Source organism: Streptomyces sp. NPDC002671, from assembly GCF_053592475.1.
This window is the reverse complement of the sequence record NZ_JBSFVU010000073.1, coordinates 1-16,031: the sequence shown is the minus strand read 5'-3', so window position 1 is coordinate 16,031 and position 16,031 is coordinate 1. Positions and strand designations below refer to the sequence as shown.

Annotated in this window: 14 protein-coding genes and 5 pseudogenes; 11 read left to right on the top strand and 8 right to left on the bottom strand. The window is 67.2% G+C overall.

Annotated features, from left to right (window positions below; translation table 11 throughout):
* Positions 1-308 precede the first annotated feature (308 nt).
* Complete coding sequence (locus tag ACWD35_RS42310) at positions 309-1,280, bottom strand: SDR family NAD(P)-dependent oxidoreductase (RefSeq protein ID WP_451356671.1); 972 nt, start codon at positions 1,278-1,280, stop codon at positions 309-311.
* Between the two features lie 55 nt (positions 1,281-1,335).
* On the opposite strand from ACWD35_RS42310, the gene ACWD35_RS42305 reads away from it, so the two are divergent.
* Positions 1,336-1,758 carry a MerR family transcriptional regulator gene (locus tag ACWD35_RS42305; RefSeq protein WP_451356670.1) on the top strand — a complete coding sequence of 141 codons (423 nt, stop codon included), beginning with the start codon at positions 1,336-1,338 and terminating at the stop codon, positions 1,756-1,758.
* A 15-nt stretch (positions 1,759-1,773) separates the two neighbouring features.
* Here the strand turns inward: ACWD35_RS42305 and ACWD35_RS42300 are convergent.
* Positions 1,774-2,082 (bottom strand): annotated as a pseudogene (locus tag ACWD35_RS42300) (transposase family protein); the annotation flags it as partial.
* Positions 2,083-2,415: 333 nt separating this feature from the next.
* Between ACWD35_RS42300 and ACWD35_RS42295 the strand changes: the two are divergent.
* Together ACWD35_RS42295 and ACWD35_RS42290 are read left to right on the top strand one after the other, a co-directional pair.
* The gene (locus tag ACWD35_RS42295; RefSeq protein ID WP_451356669.1) at positions 2,416-3,525 is read left to right on the top strand and encodes an MFS transporter; all 1,110 of its coding nucleotides are present in this window, start codon (positions 2,416-2,418) and stop codon (positions 3,523-3,525) included.
* Complete coding sequence (locus ACWD35_RS42290) at positions 3,447-4,481, top strand: transposase (RefSeq protein WP_451356668.1); 1,035 nt, start codon at positions 3,447-3,449, stop codon at positions 4,479-4,481. Before ACWD35_RS42295 ends, ACWD35_RS42290 begins: the two co-directional genes overlap by 79 nt.
* A gap of 146 nt (positions 4,482-4,627) precedes the next feature.
* Here the strand turns inward: ACWD35_RS42290 and ACWD35_RS42285 are convergent, their stop codons facing one another.
* Complete coding sequence (locus ACWD35_RS42285) at positions 4,628-4,873, bottom strand: DUF2283 domain-containing protein (protein WP_451356667.1); 246 nt, start codon at positions 4,871-4,873, stop codon at positions 4,628-4,630.
* Between the two features lie 363 nt (positions 4,874-5,236).
* Between ACWD35_RS42285 and ACWD35_RS42280 the strand changes: the two genes are divergently transcribed.
* Both ACWD35_RS42280 and ACWD35_RS42275 read left to right on the top strand, forming a co-directional pair.
* A complete protein-coding gene (locus ACWD35_RS42280) occupies positions 5,237-6,187 on the top strand; it encodes an ankyrin repeat domain-containing protein (RefSeq protein ID WP_451356666.1) in 951 nt (316 codons plus the stop codon).
* A gap of 345 nt (positions 6,188-6,532) precedes the next feature.
* Positions 6,533-6,712, top strand: a pseudogene (locus ACWD35_RS42275) (hypothetical protein); the annotation flags it as partial.
* A 129-nt stretch (positions 6,713-6,841) separates the two neighbouring features.
* Here the strand turns inward: ACWD35_RS42275 and ACWD35_RS42270 are convergent.
* Complete coding sequence (locus tag ACWD35_RS42270) at positions 6,842-7,456, bottom strand: SUKH-4 family immunity protein (protein ID WP_451356665.1); 615 nt, start codon at positions 7,454-7,456, stop codon at positions 6,842-6,844.
* A 221-nt stretch (positions 7,457-7,677) separates the two neighbouring features.
* Between ACWD35_RS42270 and ACWD35_RS42265 the strand changes: the two are divergent.
* The 4 genes and pseudogenes from ACWD35_RS42265 to ACWD35_RS42250 all read left to right on the top strand — a co-directional run.
* Positions 7,678-7,782: pseudogene (locus ACWD35_RS42265) on the top strand (winged helix-turn-helix domain-containing protein); the annotation flags it as partial.
* A gap of 73 nt (positions 7,783-7,855) precedes the next feature.
* A complete protein-coding gene (locus tag ACWD35_RS42260; RefSeq protein ID WP_451356664.1) occupies positions 7,856-8,125 on the top strand; it encodes a hypothetical protein in 270 nt (89 codons plus the stop codon).
* A 113-nt stretch (positions 8,126-8,238) separates the two neighbouring features.
* Positions 8,239-9,363: a hypothetical protein gene (locus ACWD35_RS42255; RefSeq protein WP_451356663.1), complete on the top strand. Its 1,125-nt coding sequence runs from the start codon at positions 8,239-8,241 to the stop codon at positions 9,361-9,363.
* A gap of 284 nt (positions 9,364-9,647) precedes the next feature.
* Positions 9,648-9,797, top strand: coding sequence for a hypothetical protein (locus ACWD35_RS42250; RefSeq protein WP_451356662.1), 150 nt, complete (start codon positions 9,648-9,650; stop codon positions 9,795-9,797).
* On the opposite strand, the pseudogene ACWD35_RS42245 reads toward ACWD35_RS42250, so the two are convergent.
* Positions 9,794-10,317, bottom strand: a pseudogene (locus ACWD35_RS42245) (IS5 family transposase); the annotation flags it as partial. The gene ACWD35_RS42250 and the pseudogene ACWD35_RS42245 overlap by 4 nt on opposite strands.
* 153 nt (positions 10,318-10,470) lie before the next feature.
* On the opposite strand from ACWD35_RS42245, the gene ACWD35_RS42240 reads away from it, so the two are divergent.
* Positions 10,471-10,851 (top strand): hypothetical protein, encoded by a 381-nt coding sequence (locus tag ACWD35_RS42240; protein ID WP_451356661.1) that lies wholly within the window; start codon positions 10,471-10,473, stop codon positions 10,849-10,851.
* 58 nt (positions 10,852-10,909) lie between these two features.
* Here ACWD35_RS42240 and ACWD35_RS42235 read toward each other — a convergent pair.
* Both ACWD35_RS42235 and ACWD35_RS42230 read right to left on the bottom strand, forming a co-directional pair.
* Positions 10,910-11,891 (bottom strand): annotated as a pseudogene (locus tag ACWD35_RS42235) (S66 family peptidase); the annotation flags it as partial.
* A gap of 507 nt (positions 11,892-12,398) precedes the next feature.
* A complete protein-coding gene (locus tag ACWD35_RS42230; RefSeq protein WP_451356672.1) occupies positions 12,399-12,551 on the bottom strand; it encodes a DUF6924 domain-containing protein in 153 nt (50 codons plus the stop codon).
* Positions 12,552-12,656: 105 nt separating this feature from the next.
* Here ACWD35_RS42230 and ACWD35_RS42225 point away from each other — a divergent pair, with 105 nt between their 5' ends.
* Positions 12,657-13,205, top strand: a complete 549-nt coding sequence (locus tag ACWD35_RS42225) for an AbiTii domain-containing protein (RefSeq protein WP_451356660.1) — start codon at positions 12,657-12,659, stop codon at positions 13,203-13,205.
* A 565-nt stretch (positions 13,206-13,770) separates the two neighbouring features.
* On the opposite strand, the gene ACWD35_RS42220 is transcribed toward ACWD35_RS42225, so the two are convergent.
* Positions 13,771-15,414 carry a M4 family metallopeptidase gene (locus ACWD35_RS42220; protein WP_451356659.1) on the bottom strand — a complete coding sequence of 548 codons (1,644 nt, stop codon included), beginning with the start codon at positions 15,412-15,414 and terminating at the stop codon, positions 13,771-13,773.
* Positions 15,415-16,031 lie beyond the last annotated feature (617 nt).

Sequence of the window (16,031 nt, the reverse complement as noted above, 5' to 3'; positions counted from 1 at the left end):
TGACCTTGATCACCAAGGCCAGGATCAGATGAAGATCACCAAGTGGGTCAGATTTGATACGCCGTCAGTGAGCCCATTTTGGGCCGTCGCCGAGACCGGTCCTCCCGGACCGCCCAACATTCTTAAGGAACTTCATGACGCGTACCCGCTTCGCCGATCCCGAGTTGCGACTGCGCACGGAAGCCGGTCGCGCCGGTCCGTCTACGCCTATGGGTGCCCGGCTGCTCTCGCCTGCCGGATTCCGAAGGCTTCCCGTCCCGCGCCGAGTGCCGCAGCGGCGCGTAGCCCGGCGCATGCAGAGCGCGGACTCATCGCGTGATCGGGGTGGCGCCGGTCGCCGCGACGGACAGTTCCCACAGCCGTGCGGCTGCGTCGAGGTCGATGGCGTAGGCGCGGACGCCGCCGTCGTCCATGGGCGCGTCGGGGGCGGAGACGCGCGCGACGTCGCAGTCCTCGAGGTAGAGCCCGCCGCGGCCGTCGAGGAGCGGGGAGGTGGCGGCCCACAAGCCGGTGGCGGCGCCTTGGGAGGGCGTCTTGAAGTCGGCGCCGATCACGGTGCCGTGCTCGTCCACCCAGCCACGTTCGATCTGTTCCTGGAGAGTCATCTCTCGCTGGAGGCCAGTGATGATCTTGCCCGGGTGGAGAGCGAACGTCCGGACGCCGTCGTTGCGCCCGAGGGCGTCGAGCTGCACGGCGAACAAGGCGTTGGCGGTCTTGGCCTGGCCGTAGGCCAGCCACTTGTCGTAGCCGGTGCAAAAGTGCGGGTCGTGCCAGCGGATGTCGGTCAAGGTGTGCCCGGCGGAGCTGTTGACGACGACGCGCGCACCGCTGGCGGCGGCCAGGAGCGGGTAGAGCTCGCAGGCGAGGGTGACGTGTCCGAAGTGGTTGACGGCGAGCTGGCCTTCCCAGCCGGGCCCGACGCGTCGCTCAGGGGTGGCCATGACGCCGGCGACGGCCATGAGGAGGTCGAGCCTGTCGATGGAGTCATTGATCTGTGCGGTGGCGGCGCGCACGCTGTCGAGGTCCGCCAGGTCCATGGGGATGACGTCGCAACCATCCACATCTGCGAGAGCGGCGCGGGCGAGGCCGGGCCGGCGTGCCGGAACGATGACCCGGGCCCCGGCGGCCACCAGGCCTCGGGTGGTTTCCAGACCGAGTCCGGAGTAGCCCCCGGTCACGATGGCGGTTGCGCCGGAGAGGTCGAGGCCGGCGATGACGTCCTCGGCGGTGCTGGTGCTGGAGAAGGGCGAGCCGAGCGGCTGCTGATCAGTGATGGTCATGCCGACGACGCTAGAAACTAGAGCGAGGTCTAGATCAAGTCCTAGGCTGGGCGGCATGGCGACTGTCGAAACCCGTGCGGAGCCCCTGAGCATCGGCGAGGTGGCCGAGCGGACCGGACTCAGCGTGCACGCACTGCGCTTCTACGAGCGCGAGGGCCTGCTGGTCGGACCGGTCCAGCGCACCGCGGGCGGGCGGCGGCGGTACACCACCGCCGATGTCGACTGGCTGCTGATCTGCGTCAAACTCCGCGAATCCGGCATGCCGCTGGCCGACCTCAAACGGTTCGCCGAGCTGGTACGGCATGGACCGGGCAACGAGGCAGAACGGCTGCAGCTCCTCGACACACATCAGCAGCGCGTCGAGGCACAGATACAGGCGCTGGAGGAGTGTCGCTCAGTTATCGCCTGGAAGGTCGGCGTCTACGCCGAACACCTTGCCCGCGGCGAGGCCGGCGGGCTCTGGGACCCGACGGTCTGAGACAAGGAGCTGTTTTCATCCTCGCTCTGGGCTGGTCGGATGGAGGGTAAGGACGGCCTGGACGAGGCTGCTGATGCGGGTGGTCGAGCATCGCAGTCTGCGGAGGAGCCGCCAGGCTTTGAGGGCGGCGACGGCCTGCTCGGCGAGTGCGCGGGTCTTCGCGTGGGACCGGTTGACGGCCTTCTGGCCTGGGGAAGGAGCCTCCCACCGTCCCCAGCAAGGGGGGCCAATCGTGCCGCCGGCTCCTCGAGGAGCTTTGTCCGCCCAGCAGCTGACGCCAACCTCGGCGAGGGCGTCGACGATGCCGTGCTCGCGGGCCGCACGCCCGCCATTCCCAGGGCTTCGGTGTACTCGCAGAGTGTCTGGTTCGTGATGATCTGCCAGCTCAATGGAGCCCTGGGAACGTGACAGGTACGGGCTCCCAAGATCATGGAGTTCTCTACGCTCCGTGGCCGTCGACTGCCAGTGCACGTAGTCGGCCGTCGGTGCTCGTGCGCCGGTCGGCCCCTGGCTGGCGCTGATGTTGTCGCGCTGAGTCAGCAGATCTGCGACATCACCATTGCCTTACGAGGGTGATGTCGCCGAACTGCCAGCCTTCCTCGTGCGGAGCCTGCTGCACTGATCACGAAACGACAGGCCCTTCACAGGACGGGACCCATGGCCTCAACGAACACCGCGACCACGCACCACACTGGCGGAGCCGGTCTGCCGGCCCGATCTCCATTGATTGGGTGGCTGGCCGTGGTTTCGGTGATGCTGGGAATCTTCTCGATCGTCACAACTGAGATCCTGCCGGTCGGTCTGCTCACCAAGATCGGCTCCAGCTTCGCCATCTCTGACGGCATGGCTGGGCTCATGATGACCCTGCCCGGGTTCCTCGCGGCCATCTCCGCACCGGTGGTCACCGTGACGACAGCACGTATCGACCGTCGGCTGATGCTGTGCGTGTTCATGCTCCTGCTCGCCGTGGCAAACTTCCTGGCCGCCGCGGCACCCGGCTACTGGCTTGTCCTGGTCTCCCGTGTCGTCGTCGGTGTTGTCATCGGTGGCTTCTGGTCGATCGGCGCAGGATTGGCCGAGCGTCTGGTGCCGACCGAGGCGGTTGGCCGCGCCACGGCAGTGATCTCCTCTGCGGTACCGCTCGGTTCCGTGCTCGGTGTACCAGCTGGCACGTTGATCGGAGACCTGGCCGGCTGGCGCACCGCTTTTGTCGTGATGGGTGCCCTCGCGATCGGTGTACTGATCATGCTCGTGCTGGTTGTACCGCCGCTGCCGCCCAACCAGACGACCCGCCTGAATGTGCTGCGTGGCATGCTCAAGACCGTCAACACGCGTTTCGCGTTGCTGCTGACCTTCCTCATCGTGTTGGCACACTTCGGGACCTGCACCTACGTCACGCCGTTCCTGGAGCAGATCACCGATGCCAACTCGCAACTGATCACAGTATTCCTGCTGGTCTACGGCGCTGCAGGAATCGTCGGCAACTTCCTGGGCGGGGCGGTGGTCGCACGCTATCCCCGAGTCACCTTCGGTCTCGCGGCTGCCATGATCGCGGCTGCCACCCTGCTGCTGCCAATCCTGGGACGCTGGCAGGCCGGCGTCGTGGCCCTTCTCATTATCTGGGGTACTGCCTACGGTGCCGTTCCGGTCTCTTCCCAGACGTGGTTCGCCAAGGCGACGCCGAATGCATGGGAGTGGACGACTTCGCGCGCTACGGCGACACCTACGGCACCCTCCTGGTCGACGCCACCACCCGTCTCCCGCTGACGCTCTGGGAGGGCAGGGACGCCGAACAGCTGAGCCGATGGCTACGCGGGCATCCCGGTGTCGAGGTCGCCTGCCGTGTCGGATCGCTCCTCTACCGGCAGGGGATCGCCGACGGTGCCCCCGATGCGGTCCAGGCCAGCGACCGCTTCCATCTGTGGCAGAGCCTGTCCCGGCGGGTCCAGGACGTCGCTGCCACCCACCGCGGCTGCCTGCCCGCCGCGCTCCTCGCGCCTGCCGGGCCAGAGCCTGCTGAGGCAGCGGATGCCGATTCCGAGCCGATGGACTCTCCGGCCGGCCGACACGCACGGCGGCTGTTCGAGGCCGTGCACGCACTGACCGATGCGGGCCGGCCCTACGCCACCGCGGCCCGTGAGCTCGGCCTGGACCGCCGGACCGTGCGCAAGTACGCCCGGGCCCGCACCTGGCACGAGGTCATGCGCCGCGCTCCCCGACGCCCATCCACCCTGGATCCCTACCTCGACTACCTGCAGCAACGCTGGGACGAGGGCAAACACAACGCGAAGATCCTTCATCAGGAACTCCTGGGCAAGAGCTACCTGGGGCACTACCAGCGCGTAAAGATGGCCCTCGCACCCCTCAGGCGTGGCCTACCACTGGACGAGCCCCGCGAACGACCGCCTTCTCCACGCGAAGCCGCGCGCTGGATCATCACCGCCCCCGACCGGCGCGGCCCGCAAACCGCTGAGCGTCTGCGCCGGCCGCTGGAACACTGCCCGGAACTCCGGCACACCCACGGCCTGGTCCGCGAGTTCGCCGCCATGCTCGACACCGCGATGCCACACCGCTGCCGGACTGGCTCGGACGACTCACCAACAGCGGGCTGGCGCCCCTCGCCAGCATCGCCACCGCCCTGCGCGAAGACCAACACGCCGTCACTCAGGGAATCACCACCCCTTACAGCTCCGGAGTCAACGAGGGCCGGATCACCGACGTGAAGCTCCAAAAACGCATCATGGGAGGACGCGCCGGAGTGCCACTCCTCCGCCACCGGGTCGTATTGATCGCCCACCTACGCCGCCGCTACACATAGTGAGTCCGTCCAGCCTGACGCGACGCGAAACAGTGCTCCTGCTCAACGAGTTCATGCGCCCCCGGCATCCAGACGCTCAGACGACTCGAGCAGGTACTCGGGCAGCTTGGAGCTGGCCGCCAATACCTCGATGCCGATGAGGAGCCCCTGCTCGTCGAAGTCAAGGTTGATCATGCCGCCGACATCCACCAGATCGCAGGGATACATGCGCGAGGACTTGGTGCGAACCTGCGGATCGGTGAGGTACACGTACGCCGCGTCCGCAGTCCTGTCGTAGGTGACTCTGACGTCTGCCACAGCTGGCGTGCTCCCTTGGTGTGGTCGGTGTCGGCACTATCTTTGTCCGTGTGGTCGGCGAGCGGGGGCGGGGCCGGTTGGAGAGCGGGCCGGACGGGCGGGCGGAGAAGCAGTCGTCCTGGACTCCGGACGGTGTTCGGCCGGGTTCCTCGCCGTCGTGGCGCCCGGCCGCCGCCCCGCTGGCGCGCTGATTGCCTGGGCCCACACGCCGACTGTCCGGCGTTGCTGACGTCGCAGCAGGCACCCGGCCGACCGGCTCGGCGCGGACCGGATCGGCTTTGGAACGACGGCTGTCGGACCCGCATGCGATCGTGTGCGGAGGGGCTGACGCCCGCGCTGGTGCGGAGAGGACGGAGAGGCACGATGACGGGCTGGGCCGGTGTGACCTGGGAAAGCTGGCGAGACCACGGCGACATCCGCGCGCGGCTCAACGCGGGCGCTGACCCGGATGCGTGGGGCGGGGGGCGCCCTCTGCACCGGGCGGCAGGGTTTGGCTCTCCCGAGGTGGTGGCCGAACTGGCGGGCCGTGTCTCGAACGTGGACGCGCTGGAGTACGGGACGACGGCGCTGTGGGAGGCCGTCATGGAGGACCAACCGGACAATGCCCGGGCCCTCGTGGCCGCTGGTGCCGATCCCTGGCAGCCCCAGCTTGGCGGCTGGTCGCCGGGCCGCCTCGCCCTGGCCGGGCCGGTCCCCGACCTGTTCCCTGTCCCCGACGAAGAACCCGGCCTGACGGCGGCCGAGCAGGCGACCATCCAGCGCGGTCGGCAACTCGTCGAGGCTCTGGGCCGTTTCCATTACGAGGGCACCGGCCTCGCTTGCATCGCCGGCATCGACGCCGCCGAGGCGATCCGCCGCCTGGATGCAACGCCGGTGGACGAGGAGTTCGTGGCGGACTTCCTCGACGACCCGTACGAGTACGACATGGACGAGAGCCTGCTCATCGCCGGCGTCACGACCGTTCCTGGCGGATGCATCGTCACCCAGCCCTGGGGTTACACCCCGTCCACCCCGGGTGCGATGACCTGCCTGACCACCGATACGGTCGGCTACGGCCTCTACGCCAACCCCAAGAGCGGCAACCAGGGCAGCATCGTCCGCAACAGCACCGTGGAAGGATGGGACCTCCACCCCGGCGGCGGCCCCCTCCCTGACGACACCCCTGAAGAGGTCCTGGCCAGCTATCTCTACCGCCATCACGCCGTCGCCTACGCCTGCGCCTTCGCGGGTCTCCGACCCACCAGCGCACGCGCCGTCACCGGCCCCGCCGACACCTGGGTCCGGCTGCCCGACCTCGACTACTGGGAGCACTGACCTACCCACAGGCCCCGGATGGCAGCCATACGGCGGTGGCCCGCAGGATCGATATGAAGCTCAGCACAATGAACTTGGCAGGGCGACAGCCTCCCACACTCGATGGCCGGGTGCCCGAGCTGTAGCCATGAGCGCGCGGCGGCACCGTCAAGCGGCGAGTGCGTGGGTTTCATGGGACCAGGCGGTCGCCTCGTCGTATGGTGTGCCGGTTTTGAGGCAGCCGTGCAGGATCCCGACGAGCCGGTTGGCGAGTTGGCGCAGGGCGGCGTTGAATTCGATGCCGCGGGCTCGTTACTGCTCGTAGTAGGCCTGGCGCCGGGGGAGATCCGCAGCGCGGAGAAGGTTTCACACCGTCTCGGCCGGCACCGTTGGGTCGTCGAGAGGAGGGTGTCCTGGCTGGCGGGCTACCCTCGGCTCCACCGCCGCTACGAGCGAAAGGCTGAGCGTTTCCTCGCCTTCGTCGGCATCGCGGCAGCCCTGATCTGCCACCGGCGTCTGATCAATGGAGCAGCGTCTCGTGCATGACGCGCCTACTAGGCCGGGGCTATGCAGAGTGGGGAGCTGGTCGGGCAGGTCGAGGATGAGACCGGTCCGCGGGAAGGCGACCTGCGCACCGTGCAGACCGCGCGGTGCGTGGGCGGCATCGGCCGGCGATCACCCGTAGAGCAAGCGGGCTCCCGGGCTGTTGCCCTTGAAACGCTGGCCCATGGCGATCTCATCGCCCACTACGGACCAGACGGTCTCGTCGTCCTGGAAGGGGCGCGGGTCGATGCTGCTCGTCTCCTCACGGACGCGATCGACCTCGCCGTCCAGGCGCTCGAATTCGGCTTCCTCGTCGTCGTCGCCGCTGAAGGTGAATTCCTCGAGCAGGCGCTGGAACCGGAGGGTGACCTGGACGAGGGAGGAGACGTCCGTGTGGAGTTCCTGCACGGTCTCCTCGTCGGGGTCGAGGGCGTACACCTTGCCGGATACGGGGTCGAGGGCGAGGTGCGCGTTGAGCAGCCAGCCGATGACAGGCCAGTCACCCGCGCCCTCTGCGGCGTCCTCGAAGTCCTCGATGTAGACGACGTCCTGGACGAGGGGCAGCAGGCCGTCGTCCTCGTCGGGCTGACGCAGCCGGAGCGTCCCGGTGGGGACGCCGACGGTCTGCAGGAGGCGGGCGCCCTCAGTGTCCGCGGTGATGGGCGGGAAGGCGGTGGCGGGCAGGGTCGCGATCCGGTCCTCGCCGAAGATGTCGGCGAGTTCGCTGCGGGTGACGTCGAAAAGCACTGCCTGAACTCCGAACTCCGCGGCGGCACGGGCGCCGTGGGACTCTCAGTGGATGGAAGCGGTCACAACAACAGCGTTGCGGATCGAGGCGTTTCCGGCGACTCCGATTCCGCAGCGCCCGCTCACCCGCCCTCTTACGGAACGAACTTGTGGTCCTAGGGTGAGGAGTTCCACATCTCCGACCGGCGAGCGGCATGAACCGATGAACGAAGCGGCTCTTCAAGGTCTCGTACAGCCTCAAGGGCATGTCAGAGGCGCTGCACCGGATGGGCTGGAGCGTACTCCCGGTGCGCCGCGCGGTGGAACGTGACGAGGCGGCGGTGGCCGCCTGGCGCAAGTCGGCCTCTCGGTTGCCTCGTTCGTGCGGTGCGCGAACGAGCCGCTTCTATAGTCGGGTCCATGGAAAGGATCAACGAAGACGGCGAGCCGCAGCTCGGGCGTGCGGCTCGCATCGCAGTGTCGGTGGCCGGCGGTCTATCCGTCGCCGGGCTGGTGGCGGGCATCACGTGGTGGGCGGACGGATGGCACCACTTCTTCTTCGGCTGGATTGCGGCGAAGCTGGGGGTCAAGGCGGCCGTCGGTGCGCCGGTGGCGTTCGCCGCCGTGGCGGCCTGGGTCAGGAAGCGCCGGTCGGCCTCAGCCGGTGAGGGCGGTTCGGAGGGCGCGTAGCGCGGCGTCGGGGGAGTCGGCCGCGGCTAAGAACTCCTAACGGAATGGGCCACCCTCCGATCCGCGCGCGGCAGGGCAAGGCGAGTGCGAAGGAAGATCACCACTCTGCCTGAGTGCTCTCATACGACGAGTTGACTTCACCAGAGCGTGAGCTGTGGGACGCGTTCCCCGAGGGACGCCGCGTGGACCTGCGTACGGGTGTGCCCGAGGACGACCGTGTCGCCAAGGGTGGGCAGTGGGGGCCCGGGCGGATGGTTCGGGCCGCCGTGATCGTGGCGCTCCTCCAGGGCGCGAACGCCCCGCAGCCAGGCGCCGTCGCGTGCCTGAGGCTCGCCGGGGCGCGGATACCCGGACACCTCAACCTGGCCGGCGCGCAGGTCGCTCACGGCCTCTGGCTCAAGGACTGCTGGTTCGAGGAGGGCGTGGACCTCTCCGGAGCGTCGACCCAGTCGATCGCGATTGTGGGCAGCCGAGTGCCGGGCGTGGAAGCGGGCTTGATCCGTATCGAGGGACGGCTCGACCTGCGGCGCTCTCGCCTGGAAGGCGGCTCTGCCTCGCCCCTCCACCGCAAGGTCACCGCCTTGTCGCTCATCAACGCCCACGTGAGCGGCGCCGTGAATCTCAGCGGCGCCGAGATCAGCGCACCTGAGCAATGGGCACTGTCCGCTGGCGGACTGGTCGCGGAGGGCGGCGTCTACTGCGTGGACGGATTCGTCGCCCATGGTGAAGTCCGTCTCATGGGGCACAGCTGCCAGGCGGACTGCACATGCGGGGCGCACTACTGGAACGCCCCGGCCAACGCGGGGGTGGCGCTCGCCCTGGACAACGCAGTGGCCTCAACGCTCGACTTCTCCGACGGGTTCACCGCGAACGGGACCGTTCGGCTGCGGGGTGCCCGGATCTCGGACAACCTGACCTTTGAAGGAGCGGTCCTGAACAGGCCGCCCGAGGGCCACCGCCCGTCATTGGTCGCCCTACTGATGCAGGCCGTCGACTTCGATTTCATCCTCGCCCGGCCACCGTCCGGCACCGTGGACCTGCGGGGCGCGCAGGTGTCCCACCTCCACGACAGCGACCACAGCTGGCCGGACGTGGTGGAGCTGGACGGCTTCGTCTACGGCTCCATCAAGGGTGGACGAGGCAGGCGAGCGGCGGGAGGCAGTCGGGCAGCGGGACTCTGTGACCCACCGTGTGGCGTGGATACGACGCAGCCCGGGCTACAACCCCCAACCCTATGAGCAGTTGGCGAGCTGGTACCGGAAGGTCGGCCACGACCACGACGCCCGCCGGGTGCTCCTGGCCAAACAGCGCCATCGGCGTCAAACTCTGCCGCCGGCCGCGCGTGGGTGGGGGCACCTGCTCGACATGACCGTCGGCTATGGCTACCGTCCCTGGCTGGCTGGCGTCTGGCTCCTCGCGCTGACCTTGCTGGGCACACTGTCCTTCGGCACTCACTCCCCCCAACCCGGTCAAACAAGGCGAAGGCATCCCGTTCCAGCCCCTCGTCTACACACTCGACCTCTTGATCCCCATTGGTGGTCTGGGTCAGCGCACAGCCTGGTACTGGTCGAACGGCAGCCTCCAATGGCTGGCCTACCTGCTGATCGCCTTCGGCTGGGTGCTGACGACCGCCGTCATCGCGGGTGTCACCCGCACCCTGCAGAAGAACTAGCGGGCGACAGCTGAGCTCAGACGTCGCCAGCAGAGCAGTGCGCATCCCAGGATGAGGAAGGCTTCGTGGATGTCGTCGCGTATCTCCCAGCGGATCCGCAGGCGGCGAAACCAGTGCAGATGTGCGAACGCGCGCTCGACGACCCAGCGTTGGCTGCCCAGGCCGGAGCCGTGCTCGGGGCCCCGGCGGGCGATCAGCGGCTTCACGCCCAGATCCCAGACAAGACGGCGGTACTTGTCGTGGTCGTAGCCGCGGTCGCCAAGGACCACGGTGGGGCGGCGACGGGGCCGGCCGCGCTTGCCCCGTACCGGCGGGATCGCCTCCAGCAGTGGGATCAGCTGGGTGACGTCGTTGCGATTGCCGCCGGTCAGTGTGGCGGCCAGAGGGATGCCGGTGGCGTCGGTGATCAGGTGGTGTTTGCTGCCCGGCCTGCCCCGGTCGACGGGGCTTCGTCCGGTCTTGGAGCCCCCTTTAACGCCCGGATGTGGGAGCCGTCGACGGCCGCCCAGGAGAAGTCCAGGGCGTCTCGTCATGACGTGGGCAGAGTCCCCGCGACCGGCGAGGCATACAAACAGCCCGCCCATCACAAGGTCGGCGCCAAACCCCTACGTGTGACACCCGTTCCGAGCTGACTGGCGGCCATCACTGCCCGAAGACCATGCGGTCAAGCAGGATGGGCAGCATGGACGCGAATACAAGCCGACCACTTGAAGACCTGGTGCAGTGGAACGGTGAGCTCTCCGGACTCATCAGCGATGCCCGGCAGGGCGAACCGACATCGGCTGTCACCTTGCGTCGTGGCCACGCCGTGGCTGCCGCGGAGGAGGTCACCACTGGACTCGCCAGCCCCGGCCAGCTGGTCGACTGGGCACAGGCCGTGCACTTCGAGGGCCGCGTGCACGTCGAGGAAGGACACCAGGACCTGCTGACCCAGTTCCTCGTCGAGATCTCGACACCCGAGCTGTTCGAACCAGTCACCCACGAAGTCTGCCAACGATGGCTACACATCCTGCGGACATCGATGGCCTCCGATGCCGAGGTAGCCGAACGTTAAACGACAGCACAGTGCCTGTTTCTGATCCCCGCCAGCAAGTTGGTGGGGATCAAATCCGTCAGTACGTCACAGTGATTCGCCACGCCGGGCCATCCACGTTGACCAAGCCGCCGTAGGGGATCACTAGCTGAGGATCAGTGTGCCCGAAGTCAACATTGAAGACCGCCATGGTTTGCGGGGCATACGCCGCCAGCGCACGCAGCACCGCCTCGCGCTGCTCAGCGGCATGGCGTCGCTTGTCCTCCGTGTCGTTCGGCTGTTGGAAGGACCAGGCTTTGGGACGGCGCATCAACAGCGCCGGGAAGTGCGCTAGCAGGCCCCGCTCCCCCATGTTGCGCAAGATCCGGAAGACGTCCTCCCCGCTCGGCATCTCCTCTGACGTCTCCAGGAACAACACGCGGCCCTCGTAGGCGGCTGGGTCGCGTGCGATCTCGCGGTCGGCCATCAACAGCCACGACAGAATCTCCAGGTTGCCGCCCCAGGCACGGCCTTTCACGAGTCGGTCGGGCCGGTGCCGGATCCAGCCGTCGGCGGGCTGCGAGTCCGGTTCCTTGTCGAAGGTAGCCGGGTCGGCCCAGTCGCGGTCGGTGTCGCGGTAGCGCTTGGGGGGCCGGAGTTCGTATGGGCCTGAGGTGAACAGGGCCGCGCGTACCGAATCAGTGGTCGCGGGGTGAAGTGTATGCGGGCGGCCGATCTGGGTCATCACGCAGGCGCCGCGATTAGGCCACGATGCCCAGATTGTGCAGGAAGACCAGCAGATTGGTGTTGTCGCTTGAGCCGAAGAACGGCTTGGGGTTGGCGCGGATCAGCTCGCGATCCAGCAAAGGAAGCACAGTGATCTGGTCGTCGCCCCCGATGCTGGCCATCACCGCCTTGACCGTTGGATCGGCGAACGCAGCGTGGATGTCGTCGGCGCGCTCCTTGGGCGTGGAGCCCATTTTGCGAGTAGTCGGGTATTCCACCGGTTCGAGGCCGAAATCTTCACGCAGCCGCTGGAGCCCAAGCTCGTATGGAAGGGGGAGCAGCGCCGGCAGCCTGGCCGACTACTGATCACCTTCATTTCAAACAGGGCTCTTCTGCTCATGGACCACGCCGCACGCGTGCGGGCTACGAAGGTTCCCGCAGTCGTCGGCGCACTCCAGGTGGATGAGCTCGCCGCCATCGACGCCAGCAGCGGATCACCACACTCCCGGCAGTACCGCCGAGCCGTCCCGCCAGCCGCCACGACCCAGATCATCCAGCCGTACGCACCTCACGGCCAGCGTTCAAAAACACTCAGTCACCGATCGCCAGAACCCGGCCGCCTCCGGCCGCCGGGTCCTCACACATGCTCTTCACTCCCACTCACCCCGCACGCTTCAAGATCCAACGATGTGAGGCGAAGAGCGGCACTGGCCGTTTCCAAAGATCCTCATCAGTGCAGCCGCCCCCGCCCGACATCACCCATTCACGTTCAGTACAACGGCATGAGTGGGACCGTCGCTCCCGTGAGCATCACTGATGAGGACGCGTGAAATTGACTCTGCCTACAGTTTCGTGACCCCCGTTCAGAAAGACCGGCAGATCCCCTCGGGATCATCGTGAGCCCATGCCGCGTACTCCTCGAAGCCCAGGTTGCCGATGCTCAGCTTCGCGTGGACGTCGTGGACCCCTGCGGGGATGGTGCGGAAATGTCCCTGGACGCAAGACCTCCTCGCCAAGATCGCGGCCAAGCGGCAACCGGACCAAACGGCAAGCGCGTGTAGTCAAGCGATGTGCCGTGAAACCCTCATCTACTCGTGGTGGGCAGGGCAGACTCAACTGATGTGACGACACCTGACATCGAGGGTCTGGATCAGCTTGAGCGTGCCGTTTTGGACGAGGACGCTTCCTTGGGCATCGCCCTTCGACGGTTTCTGCTCATAGCTGGCTATGCCCACCAGGAAGAACTCCGTGCATGGGCGCTAAAGCAGTTGGAAGGGTACGGAGCCAGCGAGGAAGTGCCCAGGTTTCGAGAGGTCGCAGCAACGCTCGAGATAACGCTGGAGCCCAGCGCCCCTGGCCGGCCACGAATGGAAGATACCCGGCAGATAAGCCCGTATCAGCTTCCTCAGTCGGTACGTGATCGCGGCATCGGGGAGCATGCGCCGATCCGATATGGGGTCAGGGAGATGGAAGCTCTGATCGCCATGGGGTGGAACCTGGAGCTCCGCCCGCCGGGTTCAGCCGAGTACCTGGCGGAGGTGACGGAAGAGCTGGGCAACGGCTCTGCCGTACTGTCCCTGCACTGGAGAGTGCGGCTAACGGCTCTGCAACAAGTCCTCGATCACATCAGGACACGCTTGACGGTGTTCGTCGCGGAGTCCCAGTCCTGATCAGATCGATTCGGCTGCACAGCAGGCATTCAACATCACGGGAGGCGACGGAACCACAATCAACATTGTCGCGCCAAGCGCGAAAGCCGCTGGCGGCAGCACAGCGAGCACCTCTGTCAACGAGCCCGTACCGACGCCCCCACAGCCCTGGTGGCACCGCAGCTCAGTGATATGGAGCGCCATCGCGGCGACGGCGACCATTGCTGGTGTCATCGCTACCGTGGCCATGGCGAAATGACACCCGTTGCAATGCTGTGACCGCATGGGTTCGCCGAGTCGGTGGTCATGGCGGTTGGATGCACGGTGCTGTTCAATCGGCAGCAGATCGGGCGCCGAGGCAGCACCAGTTCGCTGCGTTGCCGGCGCGCAATGATGCTGCTGGCCTCGGCTGGGGGAACCGCGTGCCGGTGATCGCGAAGCTGGTGCAGGCCGACGAGGAAACCGTCAGAGAAGTGATCCAGGGCCCGTGGCTCGGGCGTGTCGTCGCCCCTCTGCCAGCGGTGACGCTGAGGCTGGGGGCGGCACCCGGGGTGAGTCCCGGCTGCCGCCCTTGGCGTGTGCAGGTTTACTTGACGTTGACTGCCGACCAGGCGGCCTCGACCGCCTTGTACTCGGTGCTGGAGGCGCCGTAGAGGTCGGACGCCGCCTTGAGGGTGCCGGTGCGGGCGCCGGCGTAGTCGGTCGTCGAGGTGAAGTACGTGGTCAGCGCCTTGTACCAGATCTGAAGCGCCTTGTCGCGGCCGATGCCGGTGACCGTGGAACCGTCCTGTGTGGGCGAGTCGTAGCTGACGCCATTGATCGTCTTCGCGCCGCTGCCCTCGGCCAGCAGGTAGAAGAAGTGGTTGGCGACGCCGGACGAGTAGTGGACGTCCAGTCCGCCTACGCTGGAGGACCAGTAGTCGGCGGAGCCGCCGTCCTTGCTCGGCTTGTCCATGTAGCGCAGCGGTTTGCCGTCCCCGTTGATGTTGATCTTCTCGCCGATGAGGTAGTCGCCGACGTCCTTGCTGTTGTTGGCGTAAAACTCCACGCCGGTGCCCATGATGTCGCTGGTCGCCTCGTTCAGGCCGCCGGACTCGCCGGTGTACTCCAGGCCCGCGGTGTTGGAGGTGACACCGTGGCTCATCTCGTGACCGGCGACGTCCAGCGCGGTCAGCGGGTCGCTGTCGTTCGAGCCGTCGCCGTAGGTCATGCAGAAGCAGCCGTCGTCCCAGAACGCGTTCACGTAGGCATTGCCGTAGTGGACGCGGGAGTAGGCGGCCTTGCCGTCGTTCTTGATGCCGCTGCGGCCGAAGGTGGTCTTGTAGAAGTCCCACGTCTCCTGCGCGCCGTAAGCGGCGTCGGCGGCGGCGGTCGCCGCGTTCGACACGGTTCCGTCGCCCCAGGTATCGCTGGACTGCGCGAACAGCGTGCCGGTGCCGGAGGTCCCGTGGTTGAGGTTGTAGGTCTTGTGGCCACCGCGCGAGGCGTCGGCGAGGCTGTAGGACGAGCCTGACTGCGTCGTCGTCAGGTCCACCTTGCCGCTGTACTGGGTGTTGCCGACACCGGTCTCGATGCCCTGGTACTGAAAGAGAATTCTGCCGGTGGCGGCGTCGGTGATGACGTGCAGCTGGTTCGGGGTGCCGTCGTCCTGCAGCCCGCCGACGACCGTTTCGTAGGCGAGGACCGGCTTGCCGCTCGCCGCCCATATGACCTTTCGCGGAGCCTGGTCCGCGGCTGACTTCGCCGAGCCTGCCGCCTTGGCCAGGCCCAGCGCCTGCTTCTCGGCCTCGGCGGCGGCGATCTGCGGCGTGAGCGAGGCAGGCTTCAGCTTCACCTTCATGGCACTGGTGACGCCCTCGGGCCTGCCGGACTTGGCGGTGTGCACGATCAGGTCGCCGCCGAGCACCGGCAGGCCCGCGTACGTGCGCTCGTAGCGGGTGTGGACAGTGCCGTCGACGTCCTTGACGACGTCCTTGACGACCAGCTTCTCCTTGGCGCCCAGGCCTATCCTCTGCGCGGTCTCAGCCGCGCCGGACTGCGCCTGCTGGATCAGGGTCGTGCGGGCAGCGGCCGACAGCGCGATGGGAGCCGCGGCAGGTCGTGAGTTGCCGACGGCGGGCTGGGCGGTAGCCGTGCTGGTGAGCGCGGTGCTCAGAAGTGCTGAGGCAGCGGCGACGGCAGTGGCCGTAGCCAAAGCGGTGCGCTGGTGACGTGTGTAACGGGAGGTCACACAAGCTCCTTTGTGGGGGGAATATCCAGCCGGTGTGGGGCCGGCCCGGACAGTTGTGGACGTTGTCGTGCTCGTGCGGCGGTTGGACCAAGCCTGGCATAGATGACATGAACCTGCCATTAGCTGCCGTCAATAACTTGCCAACCCGCAAACGCGGCCGGAGGTACGCGCACACCCTTCTGCCGCATGGGAGAACTGCCAGTGGCAGCCAGCACTGCCTGCACCAGTCGAGGCGCTCGCCTGGCACCGGCGTCAACAGCGGGCGACCGCAACGTATCGACTGCGGACGCCTTAATCGCGGTCCCGACCGGCACCTGGCAGCACTGGCTCACCACTGCAAAGGTGCGCATGGCTACCCAGGGCCGTCACTCACGGCCGACGCATCCCAGCAGACGGGCGGGCACGGACGAGGTGGCTTGGCCGCGCACACCCTCTTCGGCCGTCAGCCGGTGCAGGAGTCGAGCATCGCCGACAGCACTGACTTCTCCGCCTGTGTGGTGGTCAGCTTCCAGAGGGGCTTGATGTGGGTGTAATCCTTGGCGTAGGTACACCAGACGGCGTAGTTGGTGGGCTTCCAGTCGGCCGGCCCGCTGTCGGACTTCGACGAGTTGGACGAC